The sequence below is a fragment of the Wolbachia endosymbiont (group B) of Melanostoma mellinum genome, assembly GCF_947251465.1.
GTDB lineage: Bacteria > Pseudomonadota > Alphaproteobacteria > Rickettsiales > Anaplasmataceae > Wolbachia.
Map to the genome: position 1 here is coordinate 135,719 of NZ_OX366366.1, position 25,439 is coordinate 161,157.

The 25,439-nt window shown below is 35.2% G+C and carries 20 protein-coding genes and 3 pseudogenes; 15 read left to right on the plus strand and 8 right to left on the minus strand.

Translation table 11 applies throughout. The features are described 5' to 3' along the window. Window positions 1–53: 53 nt before the first annotated feature. The 4 genes from OPR42_RS00625 to tnpC (OPR42_RS00640) all read left to right on the plus strand — a co-directional run bounded on the left by OPR42_RS00625 (window position 54) and on the right by tnpC (OPR42_RS00640) (window position 5,965). Complete coding sequence (locus OPR42_RS00625; RefSeq protein ID WP_265041507.1) at window positions 54–1,286, plus strand: hypothetical protein; 1,233 nt, start codon at window positions 54–56, stop codon at window positions 1,284–1,286. After that, window positions 1,252–2,358, plus strand: coding sequence for a hypothetical protein (locus tag OPR42_RS00630; protein WP_265041508.1), 1,107 nt, complete (start codon window positions 1,252–1,254; stop codon window positions 2,356–2,358). The genes OPR42_RS00625 and OPR42_RS00630 overlap by 35 nt, the downstream gene beginning before the upstream one ends. Window positions 2,359–2,919: 561 nt before the next feature. Continuing rightward, window positions 2,920–3,939 carry a virulence RhuM family protein gene (locus OPR42_RS00635; RefSeq protein ID WP_265035217.1) on the plus strand — a complete coding sequence of 340 codons (1,020 nt, stop codon included), beginning with the start codon at window positions 2,920–2,922 and terminating at the stop codon, window positions 3,937–3,939. A gap of 673 nt (window positions 3,940–4,612) precedes the next feature. Further along, window positions 4,613–5,965 (plus strand): IS66 family transposase, encoded by a 1,353-nt coding sequence (gene tnpC, locus OPR42_RS00640; protein WP_264330462.1) that lies wholly within the window; start codon window positions 4,613–4,615, stop codon window positions 5,963–5,965. 846 nt (window positions 5,966–6,811) lie between these two features. Here the strand turns inward: tnpC (OPR42_RS00640) and OPR42_RS00645 are convergent. After that, a pseudogene (locus tag OPR42_RS00645) lies at window positions 6,812–8,707 on the minus strand (AAA family ATPase); the annotation flags it as partial. A 100-nt stretch (window positions 8,708–8,807) separates the two neighbouring features. Between OPR42_RS00645 and OPR42_RS00650 the strand changes: the two are divergent. After that, entirely contained in the window at window positions 8,808–10,085 is a 1,278-nt protein-coding gene (locus OPR42_RS00650) for an IS4 family transposase (RefSeq protein WP_265041416.1), read from the plus strand. Window positions 10,086–10,280: 195 nt separating this feature from the next. Here the strand turns inward: OPR42_RS00650 and OPR42_RS00655 are convergent. From OPR42_RS00655 to OPR42_RS00680, 6 genes and pseudogenes are all read right to left on the minus strand, one after another. Then, window positions 10,281–10,550 (minus strand): annotated as a pseudogene (locus tag OPR42_RS00655) (AAA family ATPase); the annotation flags it as partial. A 61-nt stretch (window positions 10,551–10,611) separates the two neighbouring features. Next, window positions 10,612–11,064, minus strand: coding sequence for a hypothetical protein (locus OPR42_RS00660; protein WP_265027978.1), 453 nt, complete (start codon window positions 11,062–11,064; stop codon window positions 10,612–10,614). A gap of 37 nt (window positions 11,065–11,101) precedes the next feature. Further along, window positions 11,102–11,605 (minus strand): hypothetical protein, encoded by a 504-nt coding sequence (locus OPR42_RS00665; RefSeq protein ID WP_265027977.1) that lies wholly within the window; start codon window positions 11,603–11,605, stop codon window positions 11,102–11,104. 26 nt (window positions 11,606–11,631) lie between these two features. Continuing rightward, a complete protein-coding gene (locus OPR42_RS00670; RefSeq protein WP_265035219.1) occupies window positions 11,632–12,435 on the minus strand; it encodes an AAA family ATPase in 804 nt (267 codons plus the stop codon). A gap of 16 nt (window positions 12,436–12,451) precedes the next feature. Further along, window positions 12,452–13,264 carry an ATP-binding protein gene (locus OPR42_RS00675; RefSeq protein WP_265041511.1) on the minus strand — a complete coding sequence of 271 codons (813 nt, stop codon included), beginning with the start codon at window positions 13,262–13,264 and terminating at the stop codon, window positions 12,452–12,454. 52 nt (window positions 13,265–13,316) lie between these two features. Beyond that, entirely contained in the window at window positions 13,317–13,805 is a 489-nt protein-coding gene (locus OPR42_RS00680) for a sigma-70 family RNA polymerase sigma factor (protein WP_230609203.1), read from the minus strand. A gap of 251 nt (window positions 13,806–14,056) precedes the next feature. Here OPR42_RS00680 and OPR42_RS00685 point away from each other — a divergent pair, with 251 nt between their 5' ends. From OPR42_RS00685 to OPR42_RS00730, 10 genes and pseudogenes are all read left to right on the plus strand, one after another. Beyond that, window positions 14,057–14,740 carry a hypothetical protein gene (locus OPR42_RS00685; protein WP_265041513.1) on the plus strand — a complete coding sequence of 228 codons (684 nt, stop codon included), beginning with the start codon at window positions 14,057–14,059 and terminating at the stop codon, window positions 14,738–14,740. A gap of 16 nt (window positions 14,741–14,756) precedes the next feature. Then, window positions 14,757–16,683: pseudogene (locus tag OPR42_RS00690) on the plus strand (DUF4815 domain-containing protein). Between the two features lie 11 nt (window positions 16,684–16,694). Next, window positions 16,695–17,876 carry a hypothetical protein gene (locus OPR42_RS00695; RefSeq protein WP_265041515.1) on the plus strand — a complete coding sequence of 394 codons (1,182 nt, stop codon included), beginning with the start codon at window positions 16,695–16,697 and terminating at the stop codon, window positions 17,874–17,876. 4 nt (window positions 17,877–17,880) lie between these two features. Further along, window positions 17,881–18,075: a hypothetical protein gene (locus tag OPR42_RS00700; RefSeq protein ID WP_264337301.1), complete on the plus strand. Its 195-nt coding sequence runs from the start codon at window positions 17,881–17,883 to the stop codon at window positions 18,073–18,075. Further along, on the plus strand, window positions 18,072–19,445 hold the full coding sequence (locus OPR42_RS00705; protein ID WP_265041518.1) for a hypothetical protein: 1,374 nt from the start codon (window positions 18,072–18,074) through the stop codon (window positions 19,443–19,445). Before OPR42_RS00700 ends, OPR42_RS00705 begins: the two co-directional genes overlap by 4 nt. Window positions 19,446–19,467: 22 nt before the next feature. Further along, window positions 19,468–20,022 (plus strand): hypothetical protein, encoded by a 555-nt coding sequence (locus OPR42_RS00710; RefSeq protein WP_265041519.1) that lies wholly within the window; start codon window positions 19,468–19,470, stop codon window positions 20,020–20,022. Window positions 20,023–20,055: 33 nt separating this feature from the next. After that, window positions 20,056–21,237 carry a phage tail sheath subtilisin-like domain-containing protein gene (locus tag OPR42_RS00715; protein ID WP_265041520.1) on the plus strand — a complete coding sequence of 394 codons (1,182 nt, stop codon included), beginning with the start codon at window positions 20,056–20,058 and terminating at the stop codon, window positions 21,235–21,237. A gap of 17 nt (window positions 21,238–21,254) precedes the next feature. Next, window positions 21,255–21,755, plus strand: coding sequence for a phage major tail tube protein (locus tag OPR42_RS00720; protein WP_265041522.1), 501 nt, complete (start codon window positions 21,255–21,257; stop codon window positions 21,753–21,755). A 16-nt stretch (window positions 21,756–21,771) separates the two neighbouring features. Next, window positions 21,772–22,023, plus strand: coding sequence for a phage tail assembly protein (locus tag OPR42_RS00725; RefSeq protein ID WP_265027691.1), 252 nt, complete (start codon window positions 21,772–21,774; stop codon window positions 22,021–22,023). A 112-nt stretch (window positions 22,024–22,135) separates the two neighbouring features. Continuing rightward, the gene (locus OPR42_RS00730) at window positions 22,136–24,088 is read left to right on the plus strand and encodes a phage tail tape measure protein (RefSeq protein WP_265041523.1); all 1,953 of its coding nucleotides are present in this window, start codon (window positions 22,136–22,138) and stop codon (window positions 24,086–24,088) included. Here OPR42_RS00730 and tnpC (OPR42_RS00735) read toward each other — a convergent pair. Further along, a complete protein-coding gene (tnpC, locus tag OPR42_RS00735) occupies window positions 24,071–25,423 on the minus strand; it encodes an IS66 family transposase (protein ID WP_264330462.1) in 1,353 nt (450 codons plus the stop codon). The two genes, OPR42_RS00730 and tnpC (OPR42_RS00735), sit on opposite strands and share 18 nt — an antisense overlap. Window positions 25,424–25,439 lie beyond the last annotated feature (16 nt).

Consider the following 25,439-nt stretch of genomic DNA (forward strand, 5'->3'; position numbering starts at 1 on the left):
TATCTTAACTATTTAAGTAGTCTATTATGTTATTATGGTGTGGTTAGTTTCTTATGAACATTTATCCAAATCGTAAATTTTGGGAAGATGATTTAGAAGTCCCTGTTGACCATTTGCTTGATCGTTTTCACAATACAAAAATACGTCAGTCTTGGATAGATTCACTTTCTGGTAAGCAATTAAATATTATTTTTCAAAACTCCTTTAAAGATAAATTAAATGCTCAACTCTTTGATGATGAAAGTTACGATAATACATCTGTACAATACAAACGTAAAGTGATTGCTAATTATTCCGATTCTCTCGTTACTTACTACTTGATTACCTGTTTTGACCGTGCAAAACTAGAAGTTACTGTCAGTGAAATTGCAAGATCTGCATTAACTACGGAACTCATGAAATCCTACCTTGTAAAAAATAATAATAAATATGATAAGAAGTCTTTGCTGTTTCTACTGTTTCATGCAGATTACAATCTTTTAAAGTCTGTCTATCACTTTGAAAAAATACAAAGAAAGAGTTTCATGTCTTTTGCCTTACAAAAAATACCAAGACGACCAAGTACTCCATTTAAAGACTTTATCTCAGAGGAAATCATACAACAAATACTGAAAGAAGATAACATTAAGAGAAATGACAGTTTCGAGAATCAACTACAAGGTTTCTTCTATCATCAGAATCGTTTATATGTGTTAATACGCAAAGCTAGCGATATAGATTTGTTGTTAAATTCAAACAAAGTTATTCATGGCCATAAGGCAGAGTGGATGATTTTGGATTTTCTACTAAATGGTACTCAGGTAGATCTTGGTGCTAGAAATATTGATCAAGCTATAGAAATAGCAAATAGCATTGCAAGTTGTTACTTTGGCTGCGAATGTATTTTTGTAGATGTGCAGGATAAAAACTTCGCGGAACAGGTGCATAAATTTATAGAAACTTGTATTAATGAATCTGATTCAAATATTCGTGTTTTTGAGTTAAAGTTTCAGTCAAATCGTTTCAATTACAGCTATACTAATATCACTTTGACTGTCGCTCCATATGATCCTATTGCACCGGAATTGCATGTTTTAAAGCCATTTGTAGGAGACATAGTGCCATTGATAGAGTCGATTAAAGTAATATTTCAAGGTAAAAAGATAGGCTTATTTTTCAAGAGAAGTGATGAGTACATAGCAATTTACTACTCTGAACATCCTCTGAATAAAAGGGAAAGAGAGGATTTTAAAGCATACATAAAACAATTTTATGGTCTTACAATCTTGCCAAGAGCAAATCTCTGATCTTCTTAATTCTGGCAGCTCTTGGGTTAACCCAAATCAAAATTACATCAAAGCAGCAAGGTATTTGTCAGATCTTAAATTAATTCAGATGCAAGAGAGGTCTTACATTATCTGCTCTCGTAGACAAGATAAATTAGATTGGCCCAATATAGTTGATCCATACTGTAACAATGAGATTTTCATTGATGAGGACTTTAACGAAGCATGCGATAATATAATTTGTGAAAACTGCAACCGTGATATTTTACCTAATACCTACAAGAAGCAAAGATTTCACCGCTTATCTGCATATTTAAACCCAGAGAAATTTATGAATTGGTTTGAAGGTCAGCTAAGTGATACAAATTTTATGTGGCAAAAAGTGGAAAGTGGAGTTTATCATGTTGGTGGACAAGGTAAGATTGTAAGTTTAATCATACTTGATTTTTGCACCAATCCAACATTCTTAACGATAGATAAGCTTAAAGCTAATCCAACTGTATTAATAATACTGAGAAAAAATCCATCAAACATACCTCTTGATTTGCCCACAGTAAAAATGGTTGACCTTTTCTTTCAGCATAAGACTTTAATTGAAGTATTCCAAGAAGCAGCACAAAGAGGAGTACTAGAGTTCATACCAAATACTTCAATGCAAATCTTACATACTGCACTTAATCTAATTGAACCTCCTAAAGAGAAGGAATTATTAAAGTTGCAATTGATAGAGGGCTCGCTTTACGTAAACAATATAGAGATTCTAAATAAGAAAGCTGCAGCATGTATGAAAGTTTTGCGCGTATTATTTGAACAATTTTTGAATGATTGTAAAAAAGAATTACCTCCTGAAAAACACATGTTGCTTCGCATAACTGAAATAGAAAAGCGCCTAAATCTTGATCCAGAAGCAGATCCAGAACATTACATTAGAAAACCAATAAACACAATCCAAAGAACAATAAAAACCACTTTAGCTAAAAAGTTAGGATTAAACATCGAACGTAATGATGTGATTCAAACAGTTGGTTGGCCTGGATCATCACGTAAAGATTATGGCTACCGTATTAACCCTTTTACTGTGGTAGTTCGTTAACTGTGTTGACGAGAAGTAAAAGTAGTATATTTTACCCTAAAGTCACATCTAGCTTTAAAATACAGTTTTTGTCTTATTTAAAAAAATATAAATTCTCAATTACGCAACTCACCAAAAACCTATCTCGTTTCTTTTGCTTTCTTCAATCTTTTCTACTCTGTTCGTTTGCCGACTTTTGTGTTTGAAGCACATCTACACTCAATGCCCTTCTATAATATATATACCGGATTTCTTGCTACTTTTTCCGGGATTTTCTGAAAAAAAGTTAAAATAATTTGAATGTAGCTCAGAAATTAAAGAGCTTTAAGAATCCGCTAAACGGAACTCCTAGACATCTTACTATTTGAGTTGTTTCCATTTTGGAAATAACTGTTTATTGGAGCTGAGAAGAGGTCAAATGGATTTTTGATAAAACATATATCCCCCTCTATCTAGCTCATTAATAAGTTATAATAGCCCTCTAAAGACGTTTTAAAGAATTTGGTTGCAGTAAAGACAATTAATTGGTTAAATTCCTTAAACTTCATTAACGGTTTGTTTGTAAGTTATAGGAGATAGATAATGGATGAGAATAAGATTGTATTTTATACTACCCCAGGTGGAAATATAGAAATTGAAGTTTTATGCAGAGATGAAAATCTTTGGCTTACGCAAAAAAGGATGGCTGAATTATTTGATGTGCAACTGCCGGCTATTAGTAAGCATATAAAGAACATATTTGAATCTGGTGAATTACAAGAAAAAGAAGTTGTTTCCACTTTTGAGGTAACTGCTGCAGATGGTAAAAATTACCCGACGCAATTTTATAATGTAGATACAATCATAGCTGTTGGTTATCGAGTTAATTCTAAAAAGGCTACATCTTTCAGAGTATGGGCTACAAAAGTTTTGAGGGATTTTATCATCAAAGGATTTGTATTGAATAGTGAACGGCTAAAAAACGGCCCAAAGTTTGGCAAAGATTACTTCAATGAATTACTTGAAAAAATCAGGGAAATACGAGCATCCGAACGTAGATTTTACCAGAAGATTACAGATATTTATGCTGAATGCTCTGCAGATTATGATCCACATTCGGATATAACAAGACAATTTTACGCAAAAGTACAAAATAAATTATATTGGGCAATTTATGGTTTAACTGCAGCAGAGTTGATATGTTCTCGAGTTGATCACGAAAAGCCACATATGGGGCTAACTACATGGAAAGATGGTTCTGGCAACAAAATTCATAAGAGTGATGTGAGTACTGCAAAAAACTATTTGACTGAAAAAGAGTTGAGTGAACTAAATCATATTGTTTCGATGTATCTAGATTATGCGGAACTTCAAGCAAGAAAGCATCGGCTAATGAAAATGCAGAATTGGGTTGAAAAGTTGGATGCATTTCTATTGTTCAATGATTATGAAGTGCTTAAAGATGCTGGTAAAGTTAGTGCTGAAGTTGCAAAAGCTCTAGCTGAAGGAGAATACGAAAAGTATAGAGTTATACAAGATAAATTACATGAATCTGACTTTGATGAATTAATTAAAGCAAGTAAAGAAAGTGAGAAAATAACTACAACAAAAACCAGCTTGTAGTTGAGCTATCTATGTTTGACATCTTGCTTTTATTTTAATTTCAAGGGGGGTGACCCACCCTTTAGAAAGCCCTATCTGCCAATAAATAGTGAAAACATAAATCTTTGTCTCCATTATACGCGATAAAATTGGAGACGTAAATAAATAAATTTAGATCTTTGTCTCCATTTTGAACTATTAAGCGGGTTAAGAGTTCTGTAGCTTCTGTTTCTTCTTCTATGGCAGTAACTTTTTTCCTTGAGCTTCATCTACAATTTGCTGATTTCATTACTGAGAGTTTTGCAATCAATTGCTCAGAGGTTTGCAATAAAAGTTGTTGTATTCTCATATAGTCTCCATTAAACCCTTATACTCACCACAAGTCGTTCAATCTTTTTTGAAGAATTTTCTTTGCAAAGTGTAAAAAATGTGTTAAACTTACCAGTAAGTTTATTTTGCAATAGTTGGGTTACTAAAGATGCCTTTTATTCGAGTTTTTAGGGGAGCTACACGCGTTAATTAAAAAAAGACGAACTTTTATATCTAAATTACAAATAGTGTTGTAAGGACCTCCTAAAGCGTTTTAAAGTATCCGTTCAGAGGTGTGGCAAGGATAAAAAACAATTGACATAATATATTAAAGTAGTAATAACACAAAATGTTGATAGTAAAGTAAGGCTAGATGCTTCAATTGTTGATCAGTATTGTAGAGTTATGTAAAAACTTAGAGCAGAAAGTAGCAAAGCTTGAAGAAAAAAATAAAATCTTAGAAATAGAGAATGCTGAACTAAGAGAGAGACTCGGCTTAAACTCAAGGAATTCATCTTTACCAAGTTCAAAAGAGCTGTACAAAATAAAAAAAGACACACCAGAAGATAAGTCAGAGGGCGGCAGGAAGATAGGTGGTCAAGTTGGACATAAGGGGAATTGCCGAGCTAAAATGGAAGCAGATGAGGTGGTGAAGGTAGAGTTACCAAATAGATGCGAGTGTGGTGAAGAAATCGCAATATCGGAAAAACCATATGTCTATCAAAAAGTTGATTTACCAGAAATTAAGCCTTACGTAGTTGAGTATCAATTAGAACATGGTCGCTGTCGTAAATGCGGAAAAAGAAGGAGTAGCAAATTACCAGAAGGAGTTACACCGGATACCTTTGGTCCTAGAGTTAAGTCAGTAGTTGCATCACTAAGTGGGTTTTATAAGAATTCAAAGCGAGAAATAGCGAATATTATGAAAGACATCTTTAACATGAGTATAAGTGTTGGTAGTGTGTCCAATAGTGAAGCAAGGGTTTCGTCAAAATGTAAAGAAGCCTATGAACAAATAGAGGAAGAAATAAAAGCAAGCGAAATTTTGCATATTGATGAAACCAGTCACTACAACAAAGGCAAATTGGGATGGTGCTGGATGTTTGCCAACAATAAAGCAAGTCTTATGAAGTTAGCAGATACAAGAGGAATGAAATTTTTAAAGAATAGTGCATTTTGTGATTACAAAAACCTGGTAATTACTGACAGATATGCAGTTTACAACCACTTCAGTGATGAAAAACGACAAATTTGTTGGGCTCACTTATTGAGAAATTTCGAGAGGTTATCTCATAGTTGGAATAGTGAAGTAATGAGACTTGGCCATTGTTTAAAAGACGCAGCTAATGGATTGTTTGTATTAAAAAACGCTTTGTCAGAAAATGAAATTAGTATTTCAAAGTTCACTAAGCAAGCTAAAGAATTACGAAGATACATACAGTACTGCATGATAAAAATATCTTATATACTTGAAGCAAAAGGAGCTTCACGAACGGTAAAGGGTATTATAAAATCCGAGTCAATGATGTGGACATTTTTGGATGACCCAGAGAATATTCCATTAACGAATAACCATGTTGAGCGACAGATACGGCATTATGTTGTCTATCGTAAGAATTCATATTTTGCACAGTCAGAGCGAGGGAATAGATTTCTTGAGCGGATAATTTCGTTGTATCTGACTTGGAAACAAAAGGAATTAAACCCTTTTCAAAACCTGCTAGCTGTTGTTTCTTAAACCACACCTCTGAACGGATACGTTTTAAAAGGTAGGAGTATTTTGTTACCCTCTCTATGATAGAAGTGACATAAGTTGGCTGTTGCAAAAATAACGTTTCAAAAAGTCTACTAACCATTTGTTCTTTAAGTTTGAAAAATTTTCTTTGCAACCAACAAAAAAACATGATAGACTAGTTTTAGGGTTTCTTGTAGTAAATAAAAGTTTGGGGTAAAAAATAATTTAGAAGTACCTCGTAATCGAGTTTTAAGCTACCCTACATGAGTAACTTAGGTCAAGGTGGTATAACTTGTACCCTTGGGTCATAGAGTCTTTTTAAAACGCTATTATAAATTGTTTTGTCTTTCACTTTTAGGTCCTTCATCTTTTTTTTCAAGTTGTTCAAAATGCAATAGTAGGTTTTTCGTATTTTTGTCTCTGTGTTGTATTTCTATTAGTGACTACTTTTCCAAACTTCTTTCTTTTTGCTCAAAAGTTACTATGAACCATTACTATAGTTATTGTATTTTATATTAGTTTATTATTATATCATTTATTATTATTTATATATATATAATATATAAGATTCTCGGAAAGTGGAAATCAGCCACTGTAGCGGGTTTGAGTGTTACCAAATTAGCTAAATTTTTTGGAAATGGAAACGTAATATTTCTTATATTAGATGGCTAAAAATCAACGAATTTCAATAGTTTAAGTGTGAATATACTCTAATTTCCAAATCTTGATAAATTTTCCGGAAATCATGGAAATTTGGTCGTGTGGAATTCATTTTTTGTTCTTAAAACCTTACTTTCAGAGAGACAAAATGAACCCACAAAACTTTCATAAGTGAGCTTTAAGTATTTTTTAGAAGTTACCTATTTCAAACCTTCCTGCACCTAGCTTAAACTTACCTTCTCCTCTGGCAAAAGAACCAGTTTTGATATCAAGCCATTTATCCTCTTTTGAGTTTGTAGCCATACCTTTTACTATTTTTCTTTCGTTTAATAGTTCCTGTGCTAAACGTTCAAGTCTATGCCTACTAACACCATGAAATGCAGATGGTAATCTATGCCGTTGTTGAAACACTCCTGGTCCACCTGTATGAGTAAACGGATGACCTTCTTCTGCTGACACTGCAATAGCTTGCATCAGTATCTTTTTTAAGTATTCATCAGATAATTTTCCAAGCTTAAATTCCTCAGATATATCCTCAAGCAAGCCAGTTGAGGAGCGTAAGTAAGTTCTTATATTCCTATCTGTTGCTCCATTAGACTTAACTATAGCTCCTTGGTATACTGCATTATTAACTTTACTAACCTTTAATGTATTAAACACAGTATTCTGATGCTCTTTTGAAGCAGGCCATAATGCAAAAGAACACCTAACTCCATCAACAAGTGCAGTTGTACCTCTTATCGCATCTCTTGCCTGTTCCACAGTCGTAATCGGTTCACTGCACTTGGGTTTTCTCATATGATGTGCTACAATTACAGCTGCTCCTGTTTCATTTGCTAAGTTTGCAAGTAACCCCATTGCGTAATATCCCATTTCTGGGTCTGAGTTTATATTAGCATGGACAAATGATACTAGTGGATCAAATACTATTAGTTTTAGATCTTTTACTTTATCTAATTGTCTACAGATGTCTTCAAATTTATCTGAAGTTTCAGGACATTTACCACGCATGTTGCTTTTCACTATAGAAAAGGGCTCTCCCGTATTTGGAATAGGTATAATAAATAATCGATTTTGATATTCTGCTCTCTTGCTACTAGGATCAAGACGATCAAGACGACGGTGTATCTCACCTGCATCATCTTCTGCTGAAAAAATCACTACTGATCCATGCTCTGTAACAAGGGAACCAAAACCACATATCTGATCTGCATCACTTGCAACCTTAAGTGCCAAGTCAAGGAGTAGCATACCTTTACCTGTATCTCCCATAGCAGCTACTATTGAGGTAACACCTAAAGGAAATAAACCTTCAACAAGAAACCTTTGTATTGGTACTGAACCTAAATAACGACTCACACTCCAGTCTAAAATGTTAAGCGGCTGTTTTGTAGATCTTTCTAAACTTTTCATATTTGAAGTATTTGGAATGTCAGTAGATGGGGTATCAATAGTAAGTAAAGGAGTTGAAGCTAAAAATTCTTCAATGCTTATACCCTCCTTTACACAATCAGCAGCATCCCAACCTTTCGGCCTATCTTGTGGTATCTTAAGCTTAACAAGTGATGCAACTCCGATCTCTAAAAGCTTTTTTGCAGCATTTTCAGCATATCGTTTACCTGGTTCATCATTATCTGGCCATATAATAATGTGTTTACCTTTAAGTGGAGTCCAATCTGTCTTCTCAATAGGTGCATTTGCTCCAGACATTGCTGTTGTTGCAGTTATTCCTTTCTCTATCAGCGCTTCTGCACATTTTTCCCCTTCAACAAAAATAACTTTATCGGATTTCAAAATACCTGGAATATTATAGAGTGGCCTTATCTTCGGTGCACCAAAGTCAGATTTTTTTATATCAAAAGGAAGATATCGCTTTCCATTATTATCATCATAACGATAGACCCTAACAATAGCTTGGCCGTTTTCATCGTAATAATCCCAATATGCAGTTGGATTACCTGCAGTTTTGTCAGTTTTGATCTTTTTAAAATGACCAAGCCATTCAGCTATAGAGTCCATTACTTCAGTAAACTCTGTTCTAGTACTTTTTCTATGCACTTCTGCCCAAAGGTCGATAATGTCACCACTGCCATTAAGTTAAGGAAAAGTGATGAACTGTATTATAAAATCAGGTAAGATTCACAAATTAAAAGAAGTAATGACATGAGTAAAAAAAAGAATAATCATGTTTATAAAAAATAAATTGATGAGTTTAAACTTTATAAACGCACACAGAGCATCCTCAAAAGACTTCTCACGAAAAAGAAAGCTGCCCTTCGTTAATGTATTTCTCCTGATTTTTAGAAAGAGTGTAAAGTCATTACAAGTGATGCTTAATGAGTTTGTTCTGCATACAAGAAAAGATTATACAATTACGGCAAGTGCATTTACTCAAGCAAGAAAGAAGCTAAAACATACTGCGTTTTCAGAGTTAAATGATGATATAGTTTCCCTATACTACCAAGATCAGGAATTTAAAACCCACCATGGCTTCAGAGTACTTGCATTTGATGCTTCAATACTGATTCTGCCAAAGAGCGACAAAATAATAGGTGAGTTTGGCTCAAGAGCAGTATGGAATGGAATCCAGAGATTTGAAGACTATACAAGTGCAACCTTTGAAGTTTGCTACGATGTGCTAAATAATATTGCAATAAAATCTGTGCTAAGTAGAGGTGACAGCTATGAGGTTGATTTAGCAATCGGTATGCTTGAATCCATAAAATCAGACGATTTGTTAATCTGTGATAGAGGATACGTATCTTATCGATTTCTTGCTGAGCTTACAGGAAGGAAAATCAATTATATAATTCGCTGTTCAAGTTCGTCTTTCAATGAAATAAACACTATGTTTAAGCCGGAAAGCCCATCTAGTACGGTGGTAGTGTCTACCGCACCTATTAAAGTAGCAAGACAGCTACGAAAGCTAGGATTACCTGATGAGATGAAATTCAGGTTAGTCAAAATAATACTTTCTTCTGGCGAAGTTGAAGTGTTAGTAACATCTCTGTTAGATGAGAAACGTTTTACAGTTGAAGAGTTTGAGAGATTATATTACTTGCGCTGGGGAGTAGAAACATTTTTTTCTAGGCTGAAGGGAAGATTAAATTTAGAGAATTTCACAGGAAAAAGTATTGAAACTATCAAGCAGGATTTTTGGTCAACTATCTTCATCAGTAATCTAGAAAGTATCATGATAGAAGATGATGAAGAGACATTGAGCTCACAGAATAGTAAACTAAAAAAAAGCATCAATAAATCTGTCTCATTTAATGCGATTAAAAACTTAGCCTTTGATATTTTTTCTACAGAGTCAGACATAGACTGCATTATGTATCGACTATCACAGTTATTTTTGATGAACACTTTAGTGGTGAGAAAAGGGAGAAGAGTTGATCGTCATAAGATATCTGATATTCGTTCACTCAACTACCAGAAAAGAGCTAGAAAACATGTGTTTTAAATTCAAGATATCTTTTCAGTATCATTGCATTAGTACATTCTTTGCAAAATAACCTGCAATTATTACTTTTTTAAATAACTTGCACTTTTCAGACTCCCTTTTCTTAAAAATTCACCCTAGTATTTACCATAATTATCAATCACTTCAAATTTTTTGTCCAATCTTAACTTCTCTTTCCCTTAACTTAATGGCAGTGATAATGTCACCACCTTCTCCTGTTGCAAAATCATGCCATAGGCCAGCTTCACTACCACTTAATTCTACTACTAGACTCTTTCCTTTATCACCTTGTACATTGCCTACATAAAACTTATCACCACGAAAAATTCCTCTTGGTAATAGGTATGAAAGACAAGACCTGATATTTAGTAGAAGTTGATCTTTTAACTGTTCTTTCTCCTCTAATGGCTTATAATTTCCATTCTTTAGTGGAGCTGCTGTATTAAAATCACAATATGTATCCATACAATCTCCAATATGTTTATAATTTAATTAATTTGAAGTTTGACTAAGCTCAGCGTCCGTTTTATGAATTTTGTTGGTATGGATTTGCCGTTTTTAAATTTGCAACTACTTTCATAACTTTGATTCGCCTTTTACTTTCTGGTATTTCTTTCTCATAAAATTTAATATAACCAGCAGCAGCTAAAGTGTTAATATGTTTGCGAATAGAATGACAACCCTTAAGGCCAAATTTATATTCAAAAAGGTAACTAAACGAGTTCTTAGCATAAGGAACTCCTCCATGTGACTTCTTATCAATTAACTGCAAAATAGTATCATACTCTCTTCTCCAACGCTGTTTAGTGGTCTTATTTAGTAAATCTTTAGCAAGATTTATATCATTTATAACTGAAGTCAAAAGTTTAGCTACATCTCGCTTAGAAAGATCATCTGCTGTTTCATGATTGTCAGACAATAAATAAGATAGACATTCTTTAAGATTATTAATTAATAGTGTTTTTTGAAATTTATTCATAAGAGTCCTCTAATATAAAAAATAATTCTTTTGCTTGCTAGAAGGGTATCCAGTCCCCTTTCTGAGGATCAGACTGCCGTTCTGGAGTAACAACTGTAGCAATTCTGTTCCTGTTCCCGTATCTACTGTCGGCTTCAATACCAACTTTTGCAGTAAACTCTAACCCGTTAAAATCAGCTATAGAGTTGATTTTTCTAGCAGTAACTGCTTTCTCTGAAGTGTCATGTGCATGAATATTTCGTGCTGACTCCAAAATGCTTCTAAGCATAGAACGTCCAGATTCTCCCCAGATGTCTTCTTCACCTTCTGCTTTGCCACTTTTGACACCTATAATCTGAAAAATCTTGCGTTTTGCATATGGACCTTCAGTGATAGTAAATTCAGCGTTTAAATAGATGCTGCCAGTAGTGTAGCTTTTCGTGAACCAATTCTCATAACCTCCAGGCTTTATTGCCATTTTTACCTTAACTATTGTACCTTTGGGTATCAAACTACTCTGTATTTTTGCAGTATTAAAATCAGTTAAAAAATCTGATAACATATTGTCTCCTATAAATTAAGTAAAAATCAGTTACTCCATTGGTCTGCAAGCTTCCAACGACCATCTATCTTATCAACAAGCTTATTTGCTACACGTTCACCATTACGAAGCTCAAATACTATTTGACGGACAGTGCTTTCCTCATCATGAGCAAACATCACCATACCAGTACTATAAAATCCCCTCAAAGAACCAGCACCGCTTAAGCCTTGAAATGGATCTTCTTCTAGCATTTTTTTAGAGAGTTTTTTTGTATGGTGAGTGAGTATTATGCCTGAATCTGGATTGATAACATTTCTCAGTCTTTCAAGTGTTTTTTGCAAGAAAAATAGCATAGCGCTATTATCATTTTCATTGCCATATTCACTACTAAAGATGTTACGAAGAGGATCAATAGCTAAAACTTCAGGTTTAAAGCCTTTTTCGTTTAAAGAATTTTTTATTTCACTTATTTCTTCACTGTTAAATGATAGTTGAACTTTTGGTGTAATGATTAAGTTTTCAGCAGCTACATTTAAAAGTTCTTGATCAAGTTGTTGCAAACGTTCTTTCATATATTCATATTCAATTTCAGTTTGCATGTATAAGATCTTCAAAGGTCTACTTGGCGTCATACCAAGAAAAGAAATACCTCCAGCCATGTGGACAAGCCAAGAGATCAAAAAGTCACTTTTGCCGATTTTAGGTGGGCCACCCAGTACCAATAGACCTCTTTTTGTTAAAATTCTTGGTGAGATTATATCCTCTGGTATTGGCGTTTGATCACTTAAATACTCCTTTACGCTGTAAAAAGGGATTTTTTGACCGATATTGAAAAAGCTTTGTTCCATATTACTCCTTTTAAAATTAGGCAACAGAAGCCAAGGTTTTGGCTTTAATTTTCGCAAGTAATTTACCCAGATGCGGCTCTTCAACCATGTTAAGGCAACCACTGCGATCTTTAGCTGGATATCCCCAAGTATTAATAGTCTGACAGACAAATGAACGTTTTTCTGTGCCATCATCTTTCTTGATTCCAACCATGCTGATTACCTCATCAACTATCCCTGGAATCTCACTAGCAGTTTTAGCCCCTTCACATTGAGGTAGCCATGTTGAACGATTACAGTCATCGAGATATTGACCTAGTGTGCCAACTATGATGATGTCTTTATCTCTGATATGTTGAAACTGATTGAGCCAAGCCATCATCTCTTGAGCAAGCAACCCATAAGCAGCTCTTTTATCTTCTTTTCCTGATCTATCGGAAAAAGCTTCAGGTTGCATCCTTGCCCATAATAGACATAAACGTGAAGCAACGGTTATACTATCCACAAAGATGCATCGGTATTTAGACACTTCAGAAAGAAGATCTTTGTGCTTGCTACAGACATGCTCATAGTGTTTCTGACTATACGCCTGATCAGATTTTAGTGCAGGGTTCGGACCACCAATTAGGCAGGCAATATCCCGAGCTTGATTCCAAGTACGAACACTAATTGAATCTCCCTGCCAATCTTGAACAGCAAGCAGACCTGCTTCAAAGTCAAGACATAGTGTTGGTTCACTTATAGTCTTTAAGAGACTGGTTTTACCAATACCGTAAGGACCAAAAATTACTACTTTTATGCCTGTAGTTGTTTTCAATCTTTCATTATTGTTTAAAATTTTAAAAGTCATTTATTCACCTCAATGGTATATGTTATATATTCAGGAAAGGTAGAATTTATGTTCAATTTTTCTTTTTGCCCTTGTAGTAGATGGAAGAGAGTTTTATACGTATTTTTCTTACCATAGTATTTAAAGTAGTTCTTGATATGTTGTTCATCTTAGCAACTTCATATAAGTTAAAGTACTTGAGTTGCTCGCATATCTTTTGCATCTTTCTTGGTAGCGTTGAAATCATGTAATCTACATCAGTACGTTTCGCTACTTCATCTTCAAAAGCTTCTGTTTTCTCAATATTGACATAGTTATTAATATTGCGCTTCATACATAGTTGTTTCTCCAATAAGTTATTGGCACGACGTTCAGTTAATCTTGCTACAAAAGTGTTAAAGCTACCTTTACTTTCGTCATATCTATCAAGATAAGTCCAAATTTCACAGAAAAGTTCTTGCTCAAGATCTTCATGAGTTTCATGAGCAAAGCATTCAAAAAGTTTTAATCTCTTAGCTTGATACCGTATATTTTGAACAACTATGGCAGTTTTTAGTTTCATAACTTTTCCCTAAAACAATTAATGCTTTAAGGATGAGAACTTATAGGTGCACTTTGTAGGACAGGAGCAAAAATAAATAATACAGATGCAATTTTTAACCTATTGATATTCTATTGTTTTTTTTCGAGAATAATATAGTTCGATTTTTAAATAATACTGCAACAAAAAATTAGGCAAAAATTCATTTTTTTTGGACAAAAATTTTCCAAATCCTGAATATATATTATATAAGCCTTTCAAACTCATCATAGGTGTCAATTCTTACACAATCAGGAAGAGCAGCAATAGCAGCAAGCATAAAAAAGCAATCTCTACATCTTGCTTGGGGAAGTGGTGATTCAAGCTCTGGAAGTAGCCATAAAGTAGAAAAAACTTTCGTTAAGGGTGAAATAAAACTTGATCATCAACCTGTTAAAGATGTGAAGGTTGTTACAGGACAAACAATGCATCAGCCAAGTGTTGACTATACAGTTGATAGCAGTACTGGTGTAATTAAACGTACGGAAAATAGCTCTATTCCAGTAAGTGATAAAGTTACCATAGAGTACATTCAAAGCACACCACCTGAACCTATAAATTCTATAAAGCTCTTGAATGAACTTGGCAGACGTACTGCAGACGAAGTTCTCTTCTGCAAAGGTGATGAAAACGGCGAACTTATAACTCCTTCTGGAAGGTTTAAATCTTCCGCTGTACCAACCAACAATCTCTACCTTAAATTTACTTTCGATTTCACGGACGCAGCAAATCAAGTTATACGGGAATTAGGGGTTATGGTTGGTACTAAAATAAAAGAAGGATTACCTGAAGGACAGAGATATTTTGAACCACAAGATATAGAAGATCCTGGAATTTTATTGGTCCTTGAGCATACAGTGCCGCTTATCAGAACTGCTGCCACCCGGGAAACTTTTTCATTTGTTGTAACTTTTTGAATTTTTCTAGCATAAAATGACTTTAAACGCCTATTATAACCGCTTTAATCCTGACAAAGAATACGAAAAAAGCTTATTTCTTGCAGGAAGAGGTCTACAGTCTGCAGAACTAAACGAGACTCAGGAATATGCTCTCTCTAAGCTTAAAGGCATAGGCGATGCAATATTTCGTGATGGTGATGTTATAACAGGAAGCAATTGTATTATAGATAGAGAAACTGGTAAAGTTACGCTTGAATCAGGAAAAATCTATCTTCGTGGAGCGGTTAGAAAAGTCGAAAAAGAAGAGTTTGTTATTCCACTGAGTACTATAGTTCGCATAGGTGTTTATTATGTAGAATCTACCATTACAGAACTTGAGGATGAAAACCTTCGTGATCCTGCTGTTGGTACAAGAAACTATCAGGAAGTAGGAGCTGCAAGACTTAAAGTTTCCACCATTTGGGGTTATCAAGCAGAAGGTCTTTCTCCACGTTTTTCTGAAGGAGAGTTTTATCTAATCTATAACATTGAAAATGGAGTATTAATAGAACATTCACCACCTCCACAAGCAAACATAGTAACTACTGCGCTTGCTCGTTATGACAAAGAGGCAAATGGTTCCTACGTCGTAAATGGTCTTGAAGTAATGTTCCTGCAAAAGGAAGAGGGAGAAGGAGGAAAACAAGTTTTTGTAATTAATGAGGGCAAAGCTCATGTTGATGGCTATGAGATTGAACTTCCTCACAGTATTCGTGTTTCTTTTGATGAAGATCCGGATATAAAATCAGTTGAATCAGAACCACATACTTTTCAGCCAAAGAGTAATGGAACTTAAAGTTAATGATTTTCCAATCAGTGAAATCAAAAAAGTAGATATCACTATTCAAAAAACCATTACTGTTACTCATGGTTCATACTCAGGAGCTGTTGATCCAATACCTGACTCTGCGGTACTTGAAATTATTCAAATTAAACAAGGCAATGTTATTTATGAAAATAGTATAGACTATAAGTTAAATGCAGGAAATGTTGATTGGTCATTACCTGGCAAAGAACCAGCACCTGGGAGTAGTTATCAAATAACTTATCGCTGTCGTACTCAGGTGAGCCCTGAAGATATAAGTGAAGAGGGGTGTAAAGTAAAAGGAGCAGTTGATAACAGCTTGGTTCTGGTTGATTACACCTGGAAAATGCCCCGCTATGATTTAATTACTATCGATAGCAAAGGGGTGGTAAGAAGAATAAAAGGCATAGCTCACCCTTGGAGACCATCGATGCCTAAAGCGCCCTCTGGACAACTTTTGCTCTGCTACATTCATCAGACATGGAAAAACGGAGAAAAAGAAGGGGTAAAAATAGTGAATAATGCTATTCATGCTGTACCGATGAATGAGCTTGAAGCAATGAAAAAAGGAATAAATGATCTTTATGCGCTGGTTGCAGAGGAACGTCTACGCAATGATGCAAATTCAAGAGAACCTACTACCAAAAAAGGAGTATTTGTTGACCCATTCTTTGATGATGATATGCGTGATCAAGGAATTTCGCAGTCTGCAGCAATAGTAAATAGAGAGCTAGTTCTGCCAATAGATGTAGAAGTTGCAGATATTGAAAAAGGTGGGGAAAGATATCTTTTGCCGTATGAACTTGAGCCGGTATTGGAACAGCTTTTACAGACTAAAAGTGAAAAAATTAATCCATATCAAGCTTTTGATAAAGTAACCGCAAAAGTTACTCTAAATAAAAACATTGATCACTGGACGGAGGTAAAAACAAATTGGAAAAGTCCAGTAACCAGAGTATTTAATGCTAAAGAAACGACAGAGCTGCTGTCAAGTACTTCATACGAAACTGAATTTATGAGAGAAGCAGTACAGAATTTTGAAATTGAAGGTTTTGAGCCAGATGAAAAGCTTAAGGAAATAAAATTTGATGGCATTTCTATTATACCTATGGCATAGAGGAAAAAAAAGTGGAAGCTAACAACCAGGGAAAATTAAAGGGAAAGGTGAAAGTACCAGCAAACATTCCAGCAGGTACTAAATTAGTACAGTTTTATGGGGATAAAGGAAGCTATGGAGAGGCAACTTATACTGGTAAAAAAACTATTACTATAGAAGAAAGAAGAAGAGTGATCGCAGCAAGAAGAGTTGATCCTTTAGCGCAAACATTTACTTTAAATGAGAGCAGACACATAGGAGGTCTAGAGTTATGGTTTGTAAATAACGGCAAAAAACGTGTTGCTGTGCAGATTAGAGAAACAGCAGTGGGAATGCCCTCGCAGACTGTCATTGCTGAAAGTTATATTGAGCCAAAAGATATAAAGATAGATGGCACGGCAACACGTATAACTTGGTCACCAGTGTTTTGCCATGCAGGAGAGGAGCATGCAATAGTACTGCTTACTGATGATCCTGGTACTGCAGTAAAGATAGCAGAACTTGGCAAATATGATGCAGTAAATAGCCGTTGGGTAACAAGTCAGCCATATCAAGTAGGAGTATTATTATCATCGAGCAATGCAAGTACCTGGACACCGCATCAGAATTTAGATTTAACGTTTCGATTACTAGCTGCAAAATTTAGCGAAAGTTCTCACGTTATTGATCTGGGCAAAGTTACTGTAAATAATGTATCAGATTTAATTGTTTTGACGAACGTCAAAAAAGTAGCATTTGATACCAATGTAGAATTTATCTTAACAGATGAAGAGGGAAGAGAAAACTTTTTGTCTGATAATTTGCCGCTCGCACTGCGTGAAAGATTATCTGGAGAGCTAACGGTAAAAGCAAGCCTAAAAGGAGGGCGAGAAAAAAGTCCAGTGCTATATCCTGGGTTACAGCTAGTTATAGGTAATATAGGGGAAAAAGGAGATTATGTTACAAGAAGCATTACAGCAGGAGCTAACACCAAGATCACCATAACATATGATGCGCTAATACCTGGCACTGCAGATGTAAAAGCATATGTGCAAAAAAATGTGGATTGGCAATTAGTAAATTTAACATCAGGAAAACCAATTGGAGAAAATTGGGTAGAGAGAGTCCACATACTGACAAACTTTAATGGCAATGAGACAAGGATAAAATTGGTTTTAAGTGGAACGGTTGTCTATCGTCCTAAAGTCAAAAATTTGCGAGTGATTATTACTTGAATCAATGCCAAATGACCAAAGCAAACGAGGATATCCTTTGCCACACCCAGAGAATATTGCGGTAGAAGATGTAGTACGTATTCGCAAAGCGATAGAAAAAATAGATGAAGATATTACCGAAAGAGAAGATGAGCATAATCAACTAAAAAATAATTTTAAACGATTTAGATTTGAAACTTTTTTAAATTTTTGGGAATGAAAGAAGCAATATACCAAAGGATAAAGGATTTAGCAGCAAACAGCACACCTGATCAACTGGCATATCTTGCAAAATCTCTGGAATTGATAGCAGATAAAAAAGCTATTTCCAACGTTGTGCAGATGACTGAAGTAAAAGGAATAATTGATGCACTACAAAAAAGACTTAAGGATTTAGCAGAAAACAGTACACCAGATCAATTAGCATATCTTGCTAAAGCATTGGAATCAATAGTCGACAAAAGTGCAGTTTCTGAAATTGTGCAGATGACAGATGGTAAGCTAAAAGAACTTCTTGATAGTGCAAAAAAACACTTAACTGATCTGGATAATAAAAAAGCTAGTTCTTTAGCAGTGATCTCTGAATCAGAGAAGCAGTTATTAAAGAGAATTGATGAAAAAGGAACAACAAATTTATCGCTACTTGATACGAGAAAGAATGCCAATATTGCAGCAATAAACAGTGTTGGCAATGATCATAAAGATGGTCTTAAAGGTTTAGTGAATAACTTCCGTACTGTTAATGATGTACCAAGTGGCTCATCAATCATGAAAGAAGTAAGAAATCGTCATATGATTGAACCTGGAGCATTACCTTTTTTATTTGGTGTACTAAGTAGAAAAAATAATTACTTTGGCCACGGAACTTTTACAACTGAGCTTGGTCAGTGGAGTAGTGATGTAACAAAAACAGACTATATGCTACAACTACTAGCAGGTACTCACACATATGAAAGCTATGTTAGTTTTTATCGGCCAAGACAACTCAGTTTTTTAGAGGGAAGCAAAGGTACATTTATCTATGGAGAATCATACCCAAGATTTATGTATGATGGATTTTCTGAGCAATTCAATATGCTGAAATACCCTTATGCTGCACTGGGAGTAATATTCGTAAAAAACACAAGCAATGTAGATATAAGTAAAACTCTAAACTTTGTTGGATCTGCAATGTGGTATAAAGATGAAGTTAATTATGGAGGAGCAGGATTATTTATAGGTACACCTGATAAAACTAATACAAGGAAGTCAGAGATTTCGAGAATTACTTGGACACGTATTTACCAGCATGAAATTAACAGTCCTGAATTTATTGCATCAGGTAACATACTCATTCCAGCAGGAAAAACTGTTGCAGTGTTACTTTATACGTCATCTAATCTTCACTCAGAAGGTGAAAGAGTTGGTGAGACACCTGAGTTCTTTGCAAGTGAGCACACGTATAGCACAATCTATGGTCAATTTATTCAGTGGGGAATATATAATTTTCGCAGCAATTTTCTAACCACGGGACTTGAGGTGGACGTAGAGAGAACGCTAAGAGCTTGGCAATGCCCAGGATTAGATGCCACTCATAAAATTTGGAATTGATACTAGAAAACGGAGAAAACCAATGCCAATTTATATTAGATTTGAACATAACAAACAAGTAGAAACAACAACGCTTGAAAGTAAGCCAATTGGAAATGATTGGTATGAAGCGCCAAAGAATTTTGACTGGCAAAAGAGTTATCAGTTAACAGAAGGAGGAGAAATTGCTCAGCGGAGTCAAGAAGATATTGAATTGGAGTTACTACAAAATGCGAAGTTTTCTGCACTTTCTAATCTTCGTGCTTATTATGATAACTATACTAACGAATACGCTGGAAATTCTCACCAAAAAGCTAAATCGTATCAAATACAAGAAAAAGCAGCAAAAAGCATTCTAGCAGACCAAGATGAAAAAGATGTAGAAATTATAGAATCTTTAGCAAAAGTACGAGGAATTTCAGTAGTAGAGATGGCAGAAATGATTCAGGAAAAGGCAAAAAAAGCAGTAAAAGCAATAATCAAATGTGAAGAATTGGTAGATATAGCTGAAAGGAAAATCAGTGAAGCTAAAAGTAAAGAAGAACTGCAAACTTTGCTAGATGATTGTAGACAAAAAATGCAAAACCTAGAAAGTTAAATTCTTTTCAAAAATCAGCGTACAAAGGAAAAAATGACAGAAGAATTTTTACACGGAGTAAATGTTATAGAGGTAACCTCTGGAGCAAGGGTAGTACGTACGGCTAAGTCATCAGTGATAGGTGTAATTGGTACTGCTCCTGAAGCCGATGAGCAAAAATTTCCGCTAAATAAACCAGTGTTAATTGCAGGAAGCTTAAAAGAAGCAGCAAAGCTTGGAAAGAGTGGCAGTTTACCTTCTGCAGTAAATGGAGTATTTTCCCAAATTGGCGCAACAGTAGTAGTTATTCGAGTTGAGGAAAGTGAAAACAGCGATCCAAAATTAAAAGAAGAAGAGACGCTGAAGAATATAATTGGCGGTGTTGATAAAGAAACTGGAGAGTATCAAGGGATAGAGGCATTCCTCAGTAGTGAAAGCATAGTTCATGTTGCGCCAAGAATACTAATTGCACCTCAGTTTACTCATCAATTATCTGGAGATGCTGGAAATCCAGTGGTTAGCGCTTTAATTCCTATAGCAGAAAAGCTAAGAGCAATAATAGTAGCAGATGGATCAAATACCAATGATGAAGAAGTAATAAAATGGAGAAAAAGTGTAGGCAGCTCAAGAGTGTACGTAGTTGATCCTTGGGTTAAGGTATTTATTGAAGGAAAAGAAGAAATTTTGCCAGTAAGCCCATTTGTAGCTGGTTTAATAGCGAAAGTAGATAGTGAGCAAGGATTTTGGCATTCACCTTCAAACAAAGAGATAAATGGTATTGTTGGAACAAGCAGGCCTATTGATTTTACGCTCGGTAATACAAATTGTAGAGCAAACCACTTGAATGAAAATGAAGTAACAACGATAATTCATCAAAATGGCTATAGGCTTTGGGGAAATAGAACATGTTCAAATGACTCAAAATGGGCTTTTTTATCAGTGAGAAGGACTGCAGATTTAATCAATGATAGTTTACTTCGAGCTCATTTATGGGCAGTTGATCGCAATATCACCAAAACTTATATAGATGATGTAATTGAGGGGGTGAATTCTTATTTGGCTAATTTAAAAGCCCAAGGAGCGATTATCAGTGGAAGATGTTATGCAACCCCAGAACTCAATACGCCGGCAAACATTGCAAGTGGAAAAGTATATTTTGACTTTGAATTTACACCACCGTATCCGGCAGAACAGATTACTTTTAGATCACACTTGATCAATAGCGAAGTACTGTAAGAAAAGGAGAAAAACAAATGTTACCGAAAATACTGAGAAATTTTAACGTATTTGTTGATGGTAGAGGCTATGCAGGAAAAATAGATGAAATAACTTTGCCGAAGCTTACCATAAAAACAGAGGAGTACCGTGCTGGTGGTATGGATATTCCAATAAATATTGATATGGGCATGGAGAAGCTTGAAGCAGATTTCACTTTTTCTGAATATGACTCTGAGCTCTTTAGACTTTTTGGATTGATAAATAATAATGCTGTCTCTCTTACTTTAAGAGGAGGTTTGCAGGGAAGTAGTGATGCCGAATCAGTAGTAATTAACTTAAGAGGGCTCTTTAAAGAACTTGATTTTGGTAGCTGGAAACCTGCTGAAAAAGCGACACTAAAATGTATAATTGCTGCCAACTATTATAAGCTTACTATTGATGGCAGAGAATTGATTGAAATTGATGCAGAAAACATGATTCGCAAAATCGATGGTGTTGATCAAATGACTTCTATGCGCATAGCTCTAGGAATTTAAATAAAGAGGTAAAATAATGCAAAAAATTAAATTAACTGAACCAATAAAAATCGATGGAACTTTAGTTTCAGAGCTAACTCTACGTCGCCCAAAAGTTCGAGACCGTTTAGCTGTTGAACGTATGGGTAATAGCGATGCAGAGAAAGAAGTAGCACTGATTGCAAATCTTGCAAGTATTTCAAGAGAAGCAGTAGAAGAACTTGATTTGGCAGACTACAGTAAGATTCAAGAAGTGTTACAAGGTTTTTTGTCTCAGCAGAAGAATTGAGGCTGAGCATATTATCACTTAGCTCAATGGTTGGTGGTGGAATCAATCAGTGGCTTGATATGGATATTGAAGAATTTATTACTTGGTTTGAAAGTAGCGGAAAATTATACAAATGAAGGCAATTTCTATAGTAATTGGAGCAACACTGCAAAGCAGTTTTAATAGTACGATAGCAGGTAGCACGAAGCAACTTTCTCGTATTGGTAGTACGATAAAACAACTTGAATCATCAAGTAAATCAGTATCCAAGTTTAAACAATTAAGCCACGATGCTCTGCTTGCTAGGCGTTCTTGGAATGAACTAGAAATAAAAACAAAATCTCTTGCCCAGCAGATAAAAAATACAGGAGCACCAAGTAAGAGCCTGCAAAACGAGTTTACAAGGTCTAAAACTGCAGCACTGAAAGCTAAAACAGCTTATTTACAAAAAAGAAGTGCTCTCCACCATTTACGCACGGAGTTCAGTAAAAGTGGTAGAAATATAAAATCTCTTATTGGAGATCAAGTTAAACTTGGCTCTTCTATTGAAAAGCTTAAAAATAACTATACAGCTTTAAATTCCGTAATACAAAAACGTAAAGGAGCTTTAGCGCAAAGAGCAAATTTTAGAGCTCAAATCATGGATACCGTGGCACTTGGCCTCACCCTTGCAGCACCACTTAAGGCTGCAATTAGTTTTGAGAGTGCTATGGCTGATGTAAAGAAAGTTGTAAAGTTTGAAGATACAGATGTAAATGGTTTAACAAAGCTTGGTGAAACATTAAAGGAAATGTCACGGACAATTCCGCTATCTGCAGCAGAACTTGCACAAATTACTGCAAGTGGTGGTCAGCTTGGTATTGCAGCTAAAGATCTTACAATCTTTACAGACACTGTGGCCAAAATGGCAACTGCATTTGATATGTCAGCAGAAGAAGCAGGCGACGCTATTGCTAAACTTTCTAATATTTATCAAATTAAAATTGGTGAAATGAAAAGCGTTGGCGATGCGATAAACCATATCTCTGATAACACTGCGGCAAAGGCTCAGGACATTGTTCCAACGCTAAACAGGATTGGTGGTACAGCAAGGCAATTTGGCTTAACTGCAGTGGAAGCAGGAGCTTTAGCAAGTAGCTTCATTAGTCTTGGCAAAACTCCTGAAAAAGCAGGTACGGCGATTAATGCAATGCTCAGCAAGTTGCAAACAGCAAGTAAGCAAGGTGGCAATTTTCAAAAAGCTTTTCAGCAGCTAAAAATAAATGCTCAGGAGTTTGAGAAAGCAATCGGTAAGAATGCACAAGGTACATTACTTAAGTTTTTAGAAACAGTTGCAAAATTAGATAAGCAAGAACGTTCTAGCGTTCTCTTTGACCTCTTTGGTCTTGAATATCAGGATGATATAGCGCTACTTACTGGTAGTCTAGATGAATATAGAAAATCTTTGCGATTAATAAACGAAGAATATCATGGCTCAATGCAAAGAGAGTTTGAAAATAGAGCAAATACTACAGCAAATAATCTTCAGTTACTTAAGAACTCAATAGCAGAATTGGGTATGAATCTTGGTACGGTATTATTACCACCTTTAAATTTTACTGTTAATCTTTTCAAGTCAGCAACTACACAAGTAGCGCTGTATGCAAAAGAATATCCAATACTGACTACAGTAATCATGAGCACAATTACTGCTTTGATTAGCATTAAAATAGCAGCCATATCTCTTGGATATGCTTGGACTTTTGTAAAAGGTTCCTTATTCGCTCTTTTATCTACTTGGAAAGTGTTTGGATCTGTTATTACTTTGGTAAAAATAGGTCTTTCTGCAGTTTTTCCAGCAATAATTGCTGGATTTAAAGCATTGACAATTGCCTTAATGAGTAACCCTATGGGACTCGTTATTGGCGGTCTTGCTGTTGCTGCAACTTTGATAATTACCAAATGGCAAGTGGTAAAGAACTTTTTTGTTACTATCTGGGAATCAGTGAAAATTGTATGGAAATCTTTTTCTGATTGGGTAGGAAAATTTTGGAATAATATTACTCAGGTATCCGTTCAGAGGTGTGGTTTAAGAAACAACAGCTAGCAGGTTTTGAAAAGGGTTTAATTCCTTTTGTTTCCAAGTCAGATACAACGAAATTATCCGCTCAAGAAATCTATTCCCTCGCTCTGACTGTGCAAAATATGAATTCTTACGATAGACAACATAATGCCGTATCTGTCGCTCAACATGGTTATTCGTTAATGGAATATTCTCTGGGTCATCCAAAAATGTCCACATCATTGACTCGGATTTTATAATACCCTTTACCGTTCGTGAAGCTCCTTTTGCTTCAAGTATATAAGATATTTTTATCATGCAGTACTGTATGTATCTTCGTAATTCTTTAGCTTGCTTAGTGAACTTTGAAATACTAATTTCATTTTCTGACAAAGCGTTTTTTAATACAAACAATCCATTAGCTGCGTCTTTTAAACAATGGCCAAGTCTCATTACTTCACTATTCCAACTATGAGATAACCTCTCGAAATTTCTCAATAAGTGAGCCCAACAAATTTGTCGTTTTTCATCACTGAAGTGGTTGTAAACTGCATATCTGTCAGTAATTACCAGGTTTTTGTAATCACAAAATGCACTATTCTTTAAAAATTTCATTCCTCTTGTATCTGCTAACTTCATAAGACTTGCTTTATTGTTGGCAAACATCCAGCACCATCCCAATTTGCCTTTGTTGTAGTGACTGGTTTCATCAATATGCAAAATTTCGCTTGCTTTTATTTCTTCCTCTATTTGTTCATAGGCTTCTTTACATTTTGACGAAACCCTTGCTTCACTATTGGACACACTACCAACACTTATACTCATGTTAAAGATGTCTTTCATAATATTCGCTATTTCTCGCTTTGAATTCTTATAAAACCCACTTAGTGATGCAACTACTGACTTAACTCTAGGACCAAAGGTATCCGGTGTAACTCCTTCTGGTAATTTGCTACTCCTTCTTTTTCCGCATTTACGACAGCGACCATGTTCTAATTGATACTCAACTACGTAAGGCTTAATTTCTGGTAAATCAACTTTTTGATAGACATATGGTTTTTCCGATATTGCGATTTCTTCACCACACTCGCATCTATTTGGTAACTCTACCTTCACCACCTCATCTGCTTCCATTTTAGCTCGGCAATTCCCCTTATGTCCAACTTGACCACCTATCTTCCTGCCGCCCTCTGACTTATCTTCTGGTGTGTCTTTTTTTATTTTGTACAGCTCTTTTGAACTTGGTAAAGATGAATTCCTTGAGTTTAAGCCGAGTCTCTCTCTTAGTTCAGCATTCTCTATTTCTAAGATTTTATTTTTTTCTTCAAGCTTTGCTACTTTCTGCTCTAAGTTTTTACATAACTCTACAATACTGATCAACAATTGAAGCATCTAG

Excerpts from the sequence above, each read along its gene's own strand:
- OPR42_RS00725 (WP_265027691.1), top strand. The coding sequence starts at position 21,772 with ATGCAAAAAATTAAATTAACTGAACCAATAAAAATCGATGGAACTTTA.
- OPR42_RS00660 (WP_265027978.1), bottom strand. The coding sequence starts at position 11,064 with ATGAATAAATTTCAAAAAACACTATTAATTAATAATCTTAAAGAATGT.
- OPR42_RS00720 (WP_265041522.1), top strand. The coding sequence starts at position 21,255 with ATGTTACCGAAAATACTGAGAAATTTTAACGTATTTGTTGATGGTAGA.
- OPR42_RS00710 (WP_265041519.1), top strand. The coding sequence starts at position 19,468 with ATGCCAATTTATATTAGATTTGAACATAACAAACAAGTAGAAACAACA.
- OPR42_RS00700 (WP_264337301.1), top strand. The coding sequence starts at position 17,881 with ATGCCAAATGACCAAAGCAAACGAGGATATCCTTTGCCACACCCAGAG.
- OPR42_RS00675 (WP_265041511.1), bottom strand. The coding sequence starts at position 13,264 with ATGACTTTTAAAATTTTAAACAATAATGAAAGATTGAAAACAACTACA.
- OPR42_RS00670 (WP_265035219.1), bottom strand. The coding sequence starts at position 12,435 with ATGGAACAAAGCTTTTTCAATATCGGTCAAAAAATCCCTTTTTACAGC.
- OPR42_RS00705 (WP_265041518.1), top strand. The coding sequence starts at position 18,072 with ATGAAAGAAGCAATATACCAAAGGATAAAGGATTTAGCAGCAAACAGC.
- OPR42_RS00715 (WP_265041520.1), top strand. The coding sequence starts at position 20,056 with ATGACAGAAGAATTTTTACACGGAGTAAATGTTATAGAGGTAACCTCT.
- OPR42_RS00730 (WP_265041523.1), top strand. The coding sequence starts at position 22,136 with ATGAAGGCAATTTCTATAGTAATTGGAGCAACACTGCAAAGCAGTTTT.
- OPR42_RS00650 (WP_265041416.1), top strand. The coding sequence starts at position 8,808 with ATGTTTATAAAAAATAAATTGATGAGTTTAAACTTTATAAACGCACAC.
- OPR42_RS00680 (WP_230609203.1), bottom strand. The coding sequence starts at position 13,805 with ATGAAACTAAAAACTGCCATAGTTGTTCAAAATATACGGTATCAAGCT.
- OPR42_RS00625 (WP_265041507.1), top strand. The coding sequence starts at position 54 with ATGAACATTTATCCAAATCGTAAATTTTGGGAAGATGATTTAGAAGTC.
- OPR42_RS00630 (WP_265041508.1), top strand. The coding sequence starts at position 1,252 with ATGGTCTTACAATCTTGCCAAGAGCAAATCTCTGATCTTCTTAATTCT.
- OPR42_RS00635 (WP_265035217.1), top strand. The coding sequence starts at position 2,920 with ATGGATGAGAATAAGATTGTATTTTATACTACCCCAGGTGGAAATATA.
- OPR42_RS00665 (WP_265027977.1), bottom strand. The coding sequence starts at position 11,605 with ATGTTATCAGATTTTTTAACTGATTTTAATACTGCAAAAATACAGAGT.